Source organism: Mycobacterium sp. ST-F2 (genome assembly GCF_001905655.1).
GTDB lineage: Bacteria > Actinomycetota > Actinomycetes > Mycobacteriales > Mycobacteriaceae > Mycobacterium.
The window spans coordinates 42,256-50,693 of sequence record NZ_JMHT01000024.1 but is presented as its reverse complement, the minus strand read 5'-3'; the positions used below and the strand labels follow the sequence as shown (position 1 = coordinate 50,693).

The following is an 8,438-nucleotide window of genomic DNA, read 5'->3' as shown; positions in this document are numbered from 1 at the left end:
CTGGGCGGACTACACCCAAAGCTACCCACGAGAAGGTGAGGAGCCGCACATGTGTTCTAGTCTACTTGCTGATCTGGCGCGCGGCAACAGAATTCGACGAGGCTGTGGATAACTCCCGGACGGCGGCGGGACCCGCCGTGGCGATCGGCAGTACCGATGAGAAGGGTGCGCAAATACCTCAGGCAAGATGCCTGAGGTGACGTACCGTTCGCCGACGCTGTCGGACCTCGTGGACACGCTGCTGGTGGATCAGAAAGATGACGACCACTTCGTGGCCACCCAGCTCGACAACCCCAGCCACCACATCGCCGGTGGGCATCTCGCCGGTCAGGTGCTGGTGGCGGCGAGCCGGACCGCGCCGGGGCGCAGCGCGCACAGCCTGCACGTCTACTACCTGCGAGCCGGTGATGCACGAAAGACGGTCGAGGTCCAGGTCGACCCCGCGCGCGACGGCGGCACGCTCGCGACGCGCCGTATCACCGCCCGTCAGGACGGGGAAATCCTGTTGGAGGCGCTGGCGTCGTTCAGCACCCCGGTCGACGCGCTCGACTATCAGGCGGCCATTCCTGATGTGCCGGAACCGCTTTCGGTGCCGACCATGGCCGAACAGCTCGCGGATTACGCCGACGAAATGGGCGGCTTCTGGGTGCGCGACCAGCCGTTCGAGCTGCGGTACATCGATCCGCATCCGCGGCTGGCCAAAGACTCGTCGGAGCCACACCCGCATCTGCGGATGTGGTGGCGCCCGACCGACACCATCCCGGACGACCTGGCGCTGCACGCCGGGCTGCTCGCGTACCTGACCGGCACCACCATGCTGGAGGCGGCGATGATTCCGCGCGGTGCCTTGCCGGCCCATACTTTCTCCGCACTGATCGACCACGCATTGTGGTTCCATCGGCCCGTCGATCTGAGTGACTGGGTGCTGTCCGACCAGACCTCACCGAGCGGTATCGGTGGCCGGGGCCTGGCCAGCGGGACGATGTACAACCGCGCCGGGCAGCTGGTGTGTGTGGCCACACAGGAGCTGTATTTCGGTCGTGGCTAACGATTCCGGGCCCGCAGCGTTCCACCTCACGGGACGAAACACCCGGTCGTTTCATCACTATTAGCAAGCCCGTTGGAGCGCCTGCCGCTAACATCAGTGCCGGTAAAGCACATTTTTCGCGATGCTCCCGGCGAACTTGTGTGGTGAAACCGCACCAACGGCCGCGCTTCAGCGGCTACTGTCTGCGGTGACGCCGGACAGTACGCCGGACGCACAAACCTGCATAACGGGAGGCCATTGATGAGCGGCTACCAGACCGTGGTCGTCGGTACGGACGGATCGGATTCGTCATTGCGCGCTGTGGAGCGCGCCGCCCAGATCGCCGCGGGGGCCAATGCGAAGTTGGTCGTGGCAACCGCCTACTTCCCGCACGCTGATGATCAGCGTGCGGCCGACGTCCTCAAGGAAGAGGGCTACCAGGTCCACGGCGACGCGCCGATCTACGCGATCCTGCGTGAGGCCCGCGAACGCGCCGAGGCCGCCGGTGCCACCCAGGTGGAGGAGCAGGCCATCGTCGGCGCTCCCGTCGACGCGCTGGTCGAGCTGGCCGAAGGCTCCAACGCCGACCTGCTGGTCGTCGGCAACGTCGGTCTGAGCACCATTGCCGGCCGTCTTCTCGGCTCGGTGCCGGCCAACGTGGCTCGCCGCGCCAAGGTCGACGTGCTGATCGTCCACACGTCGTAAGGTTCTGATTTCACTGAGGTCCCCGGCGTACTGCCGGGGGCCTCAGTGTTTTTCGTGCCCGTAAAGTTTCGAGCCATGGCCCGAAGAAGTCTCGTCCGAGCGTCCTGCGTGACGCTGTCACTGGCCGCAACACTGGTCGCCGGCTGTGGTGCCAACGGTCGCACCCTGGCACCTGTGACGACGTCTGCGGCGCAGTCCGAGACCTCCTCGACCATCCCGGCAGTCGCCCCTCCGGACCCCAACGTGGCACAGAACCCAGCGGTGGCCGCGGCGCAGGCTAGCGTGGTGCGAGTCCACGGTATCGCCCACAGTTGCCGAAAGAGGCTGGAAGGCACCGGTTTTGTCGTGGCGCCCAAGCGGGTCATGACGACGGCCCACGGCGTCGCGGGGACGGACAGCATCTCGGTAGAGATCAACGGCACCAAGTACGACGGTCGGGTGGTGTCATTCGACCCCAACATGGACATCTCGATTCTGGCGGTTCCGGACCTGCCGACCGCCCCGCTGATGTTCTCCGAGGCGCCCGCCGTCACCGGTGCCGACGCGGCCGCCCTCGGGTTCCCGCACGGGGGTGCGTACGAGGCCAAACCGGTGCGCATTCGCCAGGTCATCGAACTGCGGGGACCGGACATCTTCCGTACCGGAACCGTGACGCGCGAGGTGTACGCCATCAGAGGTGCTGTGCAGCAAGGAAATTCAGGTGGTCCGGTGATCGATCTGGACGGCCGCGTTCGCGGTGTCGTCTTCGGGGCGGCCCAGGACGACCCCGACACGAGTTTCGCGCTGACGGCGAAGGAAGTCGCACCCCAACTGGCGCTGGTCGGGAACACCCAACCTGTGCCGACGGCTCAGTGCGTGGGCTGACGCGGCCTCACCAGCCGCGCGTCCGCCACTCCTCGAGGTGCGGCCGCTCGGTGCCGAGCGTGGTGTCGTCGCCATGCCCGGGGTAGATGAAGGTCGAGTCGGGGTAGACGTCGAAGACCTTGCGGGTGACGTCGCCGAGCAGCCGCTCGAAGTCGCCCTCCTGCCAGGTCTTGCCCACGCCCCCCGGAAACAGGCAGTCGCCGGTGAACAGGTGGGTGACCTCGCCGTCGGCGCCGCGCAGCGCCAGCGCCACCGATCCCTCGGTGTGCCCCTGCAGGTGGATGACGTCGAAGGTCAGGTCGCCGATGGTGATGGTGTCGCCGTCGGCCAGAATCCGGTCGGGCTTCACCGGCAGCGGCTCGGCGTCCAGCGAGTGGGCCGCGGTGGGCGCGCCTGTGGCTTCCGCCACTTCGGCCAGCGCCTGCCAGTGGTCGAGATGCTGGTGGCTGGTGACGATGAGTTCGACGTTCGGGGTCTGTGACTTGATCAGCTCGACAAGCGCCGGTCCGTCGTTCGCGGCGTCGATGAGCAGCGTCTTTCCCGTCGCGGAACACGTGATGAGGTACGCGTTGTTGTCCATGGGTCCGACCGATGCCTTGACGATCGTCGCGGCGGGCAGCGTGCGACGGGCCGCGGTGCCCGCATCGACATGGCCGGTGTACGTGTCATTGACGACTGTCATGACGCCACCGTATCGGGACTTGTCGGTGGGGACACATAGCATGGCGCTGTGGTGTCTGGATTGCCCAGACTTGTGAAGGGATACGTGTGTCGGACCGTCTGATCGTCAAAGGTGCGCGCGAGCACAACCTGCGGGGAATCGACCTGGACCTGCCAAGAGACTCGCTGATCGTGTTCACGGGCCTGTCCGGCTCGGGCAAGAGCTCGCTGGCGTTCGACACCATCTTCGCCGAGGGGCAGCGCCGCTACGTCGAGTCGCTGTCGGCCTACGCCCGCCAGTTCCTGGGCCAGATGGACAAGCCCGACGTGGACTTCATCGAGGGCCTGTCACCGGCGGTGTCCATCGACCAGAAGTCGACCAACCGCAACCCGCGTTCGACCGTCGGCACCATCACCGAGGTGTACGACTACCTGCGTCTGCTCTACGCGCGTGCCGGTACGCCACACTGCCCGGTGTGTGGTGAGCGCATCGCGCGGCAGACGCCGCAGCAGATCGTCGACCAGGTGCTCGCCATGGAGGAGGGCATCCGGTTCCAGGTGCTCGCGCCCGTGGTCCGCACCCGCAAGGGCGAGTTCGTCGACCTCTTCGACAAGCTCAACGGCCAGGGCTACAGCCGCGTCCGGGTCGACGGCGTCGTGCACCCGCTGACCGATCCGCCGAAGCTCAAGAAGCAGGAGAAGCACGACATCGAGGTGGTCGTGGACCGCCTGACCGTCAAGGCGAGCTCCAAGCAGCGCCTCACCGATTCGGTCGAGACCGCGCTGGGTCTGGCCGACGGCATCGTCGTGCTCGAATTCGTCGACCGCGACGACAACCACCCGCAGCGCGAGCAGCGCTTCTCCGAGAAGCTGGCCTGCCCCAACGCGCACCCGCTGGCCGTCGATGACCTTGAGCCACGGTCGTTTTCGTTCAACTCCCCGTACGGCGCCTGCCCCGAGTGCACCGGTCTGGGCATCAAGAAGGAAGTCGACCCGGAGCTGGTCGTGCCGGACCCGGAGCTGACGCTCGCCGAGGGCGCGGTCGCGCCATGGTCCATGGGCCACAACGCCGACTACTTCACCCGCATGATGGCGGGCCTCGGCGAGGAGCTGGGCTTCGACATCGACACCCCGTGGAAGAAGCTGCCGGCCAAGGCGCGCAAGGCGATTCTGGAAGGCTCCGATCACCAGGTGCACGTCCGGTACAAGAACCGGTACGGCCGCACCCGGTCCTACTACGCCGACTTCGAGGGGGTGCTGGCGTTCCTGCAGCGCCGTATGGAGCAGACCGAGTCCGAGCAGATGAAGGAGCGCTACGAGGGCTTCATGCGGGACATCCCGTGCCCTGAGTGCGCCGGCACCCGCCTGAAGCCGGAGATCCTGGCCGTCACCCTGTCCGCGGCGGACGACGCGAAATCCATTGCGCAGGTGTGTGATCTGTCCATCTCGGACTGCTCGACGTTCCTCAACGCGCTGACCCTCGGGACGCGCGAGCAGGCCATCGCGGGGCAGGTGCTCAAAGAGGTCCAATCGCGGCTGGGCTTCCTGCTCGATGTCGGCCTCGACTACCTGACGCTGTCCCGCGCCGCGGGCACCCTGTCCGGCGGTGAGGCGCAACGCATCCGGCTGGCCACGCAGATCGGGTCGGGTCTGGTCGGCGTGCTCTATGTGCTCGACGAGCCGTCCATCGGTTTGCACCAACGTGACAACCGCCGGCTCATCGACACCCTGGTCCGGCTGCGCGACCTCGGCAACACGCTGATCGTCGTCGAACACGACCTGGACACCATCGCGCACGCCGACTGGGTCGTCGACATCGGTCCCGCGGCTGGTGAGCACGGCGGCCAGATCGTGCACAGCGGTACCTACAAGGAGCTGCTGGCGAACACGAAATCGCTGACCGGCGCGTACCTTTCGGGCCGGGAAGAGATCGAGGTCCCGGCCATCAGGCGGCCCGTGGACCGCAAGCGGCAGATCACCGTGGTCGGGGCGCGCGAACACAACCTCAAAGAGGTCGACGTGGCGTTCCCGCTCGGTGTGCTGACATCGGTCACCGGGGTCTCGGGTTCGGGCAAGTCGACGTTGGTCAACGACATCCTCGCGACCGTCATGGCCAACAAGCTCAACGGCGCTCGTCAGGTGCCGGGCCGGCACACCCGGATCAACGGGCTCGACCAGCTGGACAAGCTGGTGCGGGTCGATCAGTCACCGATCGGCCGCACCCCGCGGTCCAACCCGGCGACGTACACCGGCGTGTTCGACAAGATCCGCACCCTGTTCGCGGCAACCACCGAGGCCAAGGTCCGCGGCTACCAGCCGGGCCGGTTCTCGTTCAACGTGAAAGGTGGCCGCTGCGAGGCGTGTTCAGGTGACGGCACCATCAAGATCGAGATGAACTTCCTGCCGGACGTGTACGTGCCGTGCGAGGTGTGCCAGGGGGCGCGGTACAACCGGGAGACCCTCGAGGTGCATTACAAGGGCAAGACCATCTCCGAGGTGCTCGACATGCCCATCGAGGAGGCCACGGAGTTCTTCGAGCCCATCAGCTCGATTCACCGGTACCTCAAGACGCTCGTCGACGTGGGCCTGGGCTACGTGCGGTTGGGCCAGCCCGCGCCAACGCTGTCCGGTGGCGAGGCGCAGCGCGTGAAGCTGGCCGCCGAGCTGCAGAAGCGGTCGACCGGGCGCACCGTGTACATCCTCGACGAGCCGACCACCGGCCTGCATTTCGAGGACATCCGCAAGCTGCTCAAGGTGATCAACGGCCTGGTCGACAAGGGCAACACGGTCATCGTCATCGAGCACAACCTCGACGTGATCAAGACCTCGGACTGGATCGTGGACATGGGTCCCGAGGGTGGCGCCGGCGGCGGCACCGTCGTGGTGTCCGGCACGCCGGAGGACGTCGCGGCCACCCCGGACAGCTACACCGGGCAGTTCCTCGCCGAGCTGTTGCCGACCGTAGTGCCGGACCCGCCGAAGACCCGGCGGCGCAAGGTCTCCGTCTAGGACGCTGTGCCGTTCAGCGCGGCGTCAGCTGAGTGGACAGCGGGGACGGGAACCGTGGTTTGACGCGGACGCCGTCCAGCCAGTCCGTCAGATCGGAAGCCTTGCGCTGCAGCGTCTTCCGGGCTGAGGCGCTGACGTCTTCGACGTACTCCAGTTGCACCCGGCCGTCGGTGTCCTGACCCCAGGCGCCGACGACACGGCCGTCCCACCAGACCGTGGGGCCGGCGTTGCCGGACCGGTCGAACAACTCCCCGGCGTGTGGCCCCAGGTACCAATCCCGGCTCTGCCAGCCCATGACAGTCGGGTCGAGCCCGGGCAGCAGTGCGCCCCAGGGCCCGGCCGGGGGAGCGTCGTCGACGTCGTCGGGCAGGACGTACCCGGTGTCGGCGCTGCCTTCCAACGCGACTTCGACGGCCTCGATCGAGCGCAGCCCCGCGCGCGCCCACGTCAGGGTCTGCCCGAACCACCACTTCACATCGGTAGCCGTGGCTGGGCCGAAGGTGTGCAGCCAGGCCCGTAGTAGCGCTGCGCGGGCGTCGTCGGCGGCCAGCGCGGAGGCGGGTTCGGGCAACCAGTGCGCCGCGGCGGCCCACCGCGGCCGCGACGTGGTCCAGGTGCCGTCATTCGGCCCCCGGAGCAGGTGCCCCTGGGCGGACAACACCGTCAGCACCCGGGGTGCGACGGGAGTGCTTCCGCCCCAGGTCTTTCCGGGTGCCGGGTCCCAATCGCCGGCCAGTTCCGGCAGCGAAGCCCGCAGGGTGGCGGTGTTGGCGAACGACCCCTCGGACAGATGTCCACGGACGGCCGCCGCCGCGAGCTCCAGCCAGGCCTCGCCGTCAGCCGCGATACCCGACTTCTCGACGTCACCGATCAGGCGCTTGCGCTCGGTGGCCGCCACGCGATCGCTGGCCGCTGCCTGGACCGCGGACAGATCGGCGGTGTGCACCACCCACAGCGTCCGGCGCATGGCCATGTGCTTGACCAGATTCCGGTCCCGGTACAGCGCGCCATCCAGGTCGGCGACCGTGAAACCGGGCAGTCGGGCCCACAGCGTCAGGTACGGGGTGGCTGGATCGGTGCCGTGCAGGCCGACGAGCGCCCGGGTCACCTCGTCGTGACTCGACGCCGGATCGCTCAGAAAGTGGCGCTGAGCCAGGCGATTGCGCCGCTCGGCGATGGTGAAGGTACGCAAGTCAGCTGTCGTGCATCGAGCGACGGATCTGCTCGAGCCGTTCCGCGGCGGCCTTCTGCCGGGCTTCGTACTGTTCTTCGACCGACCGGCCCTCCGGGGTTTCCGCGGCCAGTTCAGCCGAGCCGATCGCGGTGCCGTACCGGTTCTCGATCTTCTCCCGCACCGACTCGAACGTCGGGACGCCGTCGGGGGTGTAGCCCGGATCAACTGCCGGGGTCGGCATCGGCGGGGCAGTCACCGGCGTGGCTGTCGAATCCAGCGGCACGAGCTCAGCGTCGATGGGCTCGTTCGGATCGTTGGATGGCTGCTCGGCGGCGGTTTCGTCGGCCATGGCTTCACCGTACCGCGCGGGAAAGTTGGGATCGGTAGCCGCGGCGTCCGCGTGTACTTACCGCACGACGACGCCACTGGGGCGGCGGACAAGGAAGGGAAACCCTCTGACATGAACATCAATCGCACTCTGGCCGCCGGTGTCGGTCTGCTGGCCGTGGGCGCCACCCTGATCGGCTGCTCGAGCGACAAAGAGGCCGGCCCGAAGGTGTCCGGCCCGGGTTCGGTGACGGGCGGCGGCAACACCGTGGTGAAGGTCGAGGGTCAAGACCTGGCCGGCCTGGACCTGAAGTCGGTGACATGCGTGAAGCAGGGCGGCAACATCAACATCGCCAGCGCACCCATCGGCGGTGGCGCCCAGGGCCTCGGCGTCGTGATGACCGACGCATCGCCTCCGAAGGTGCAGTCGCTGGGCCTCGTGGTCGACGGCAACGCGCTCGCGGTGTCGGAGATGGGTGGCATGAAGACCGGCTCGGCTGACGTCAAGGTCGACGGCAGCACCTACACGATCACCGGACAGGCCGCGGGTGCTGACCTGAAGAACCCGATGGCCGGGATGATCTCGAAGAACTTCGAGATCAAGGTGACGTGCGGCTAACTGACGTCGTCGGGGCGGCGGGTGCATCCGATATCTCGGGTGCACCCGCTGCT

The 8,438-nt window shown here is 67.4% G+C and carries 8 protein-coding genes; 5 read left to right on the top strand and 3 right to left on the bottom strand.

Going from position 1 to position 8,438, the window contains the following annotated elements:
- Window positions 1-187: 187 nt before the first annotated feature.
- The 3 genes from EB75_RS11155 to EB75_RS11145 all read left to right on the top strand — a co-directional run bounded on the left by EB75_RS11155 (window position 188) and on the right by EB75_RS11145 (window position 2,596).
- Window positions 188-1,048: an acyl-CoA thioesterase gene (locus EB75_RS11155; protein ID WP_073695456.1), complete on the top strand. Its 861-nt coding sequence runs from the start codon at window positions 188-190 to the stop codon at window positions 1,046-1,048.
- A 240-nt stretch (window positions 1,049-1,288) separates the two neighbouring features.
- A complete protein-coding gene (locus EB75_RS11150) occupies window positions 1,289-1,732 on the top strand; it encodes a universal stress protein (RefSeq protein ID WP_073695455.1) in 444 nt (147 codons plus the stop codon).
- 75 nt (window positions 1,733-1,807) lie between these two features.
- The gene (locus tag EB75_RS11145; protein WP_286150152.1) at window positions 1,808-2,596 is read left to right on the top strand and encodes a MarP family serine protease; all 789 of its coding nucleotides are present in this window, start codon (window positions 1,808-1,810) and stop codon (window positions 2,594-2,596) included.
- A gap of 7 nt (window positions 2,597-2,603) precedes the next feature.
- Here the strand turns inward: EB75_RS11145 and EB75_RS11140 are convergent, their stop codons facing one another.
- Complete coding sequence (locus tag EB75_RS11140) at window positions 2,604-3,278, bottom strand: MBL fold metallo-hydrolase (protein ID WP_073695453.1); 675 nt, start codon at window positions 3,276-3,278, stop codon at window positions 2,604-2,606.
- An 86-nt stretch (window positions 3,279-3,364) separates the two neighbouring features.
- On the opposite strand from EB75_RS11140, the gene uvrA reads away from it, so the two are divergent.
- Entirely contained in the window at window positions 3,365-6,265 is a 2,901-nt protein-coding gene (gene uvrA, locus EB75_RS11135) for an excinuclease ABC subunit UvrA (protein WP_073695452.1), read from the top strand.
- A 13-nt stretch (window positions 6,266-6,278) separates the two neighbouring features.
- Here uvrA and EB75_RS11130 read toward each other — a convergent pair whose 3' ends face one another.
- A complete protein-coding gene (locus EB75_RS11130) occupies window positions 6,279-7,457 on the bottom strand; it encodes a winged helix DNA-binding domain-containing protein (protein ID WP_073695451.1) in 1,179 nt (392 codons plus the stop codon).
- A gap of 1 nt (window position 7,458) precedes the next feature.
- Window positions 7,459-7,788, bottom strand: coding sequence for a PspA/IM30 family protein (locus EB75_RS11125; protein ID WP_286150151.1), 330 nt, complete (start codon window positions 7,786-7,788; stop codon window positions 7,459-7,461).
- A 111-nt stretch (window positions 7,789-7,899) separates the two neighbouring features.
- On the opposite strand from EB75_RS11125, the gene EB75_RS11120 reads away from it, so the two are divergent.
- Window positions 7,900-8,385 carry a lipoprotein LpqH gene (locus EB75_RS11120; RefSeq protein ID WP_142239542.1) on the top strand — a complete coding sequence of 162 codons (486 nt, stop codon included), beginning with the start codon at window positions 7,900-7,902 and terminating at the stop codon, window positions 8,383-8,385.
- Window positions 8,386-8,438: the final 53 nt, after the last annotated feature.

Coding starts and splice junctions, on each gene's coding strand:
- EB75_RS11125 (WP_286150151.1), bottom strand. CDS start 7,788: ATGGCCGACGAAACCGCCGCCGAGCAGCCATCCAACGATCCGAACGAG.
- EB75_RS11140 (WP_073695453.1), bottom strand. CDS start 3,278: ATGACAGTCGTCAATGACACGTACACCGGCCATGTCGATGCGGGCACC.
- EB75_RS11120 (WP_142239542.1), top strand. CDS start 7,900: ATGAACATCAATCGCACTCTGGCCGCCGGTGTCGGTCTGCTGGCCGTG.
- EB75_RS11145 (WP_286150152.1), top strand. CDS start 1,808: ATGGCCCGAAGAAGTCTCGTCCGAGCGTCCTGCGTGACGCTGTCACTG.
- EB75_RS11150 (WP_073695455.1), top strand. CDS start 1,289: ATGAGCGGCTACCAGACCGTGGTCGTCGGTACGGACGGATCGGATTCG.
- EB75_RS11155 (WP_073695456.1), top strand. CDS start 188: ATGCCTGAGGTGACGTACCGTTCGCCGACGCTGTCGGACCTCGTGGAC.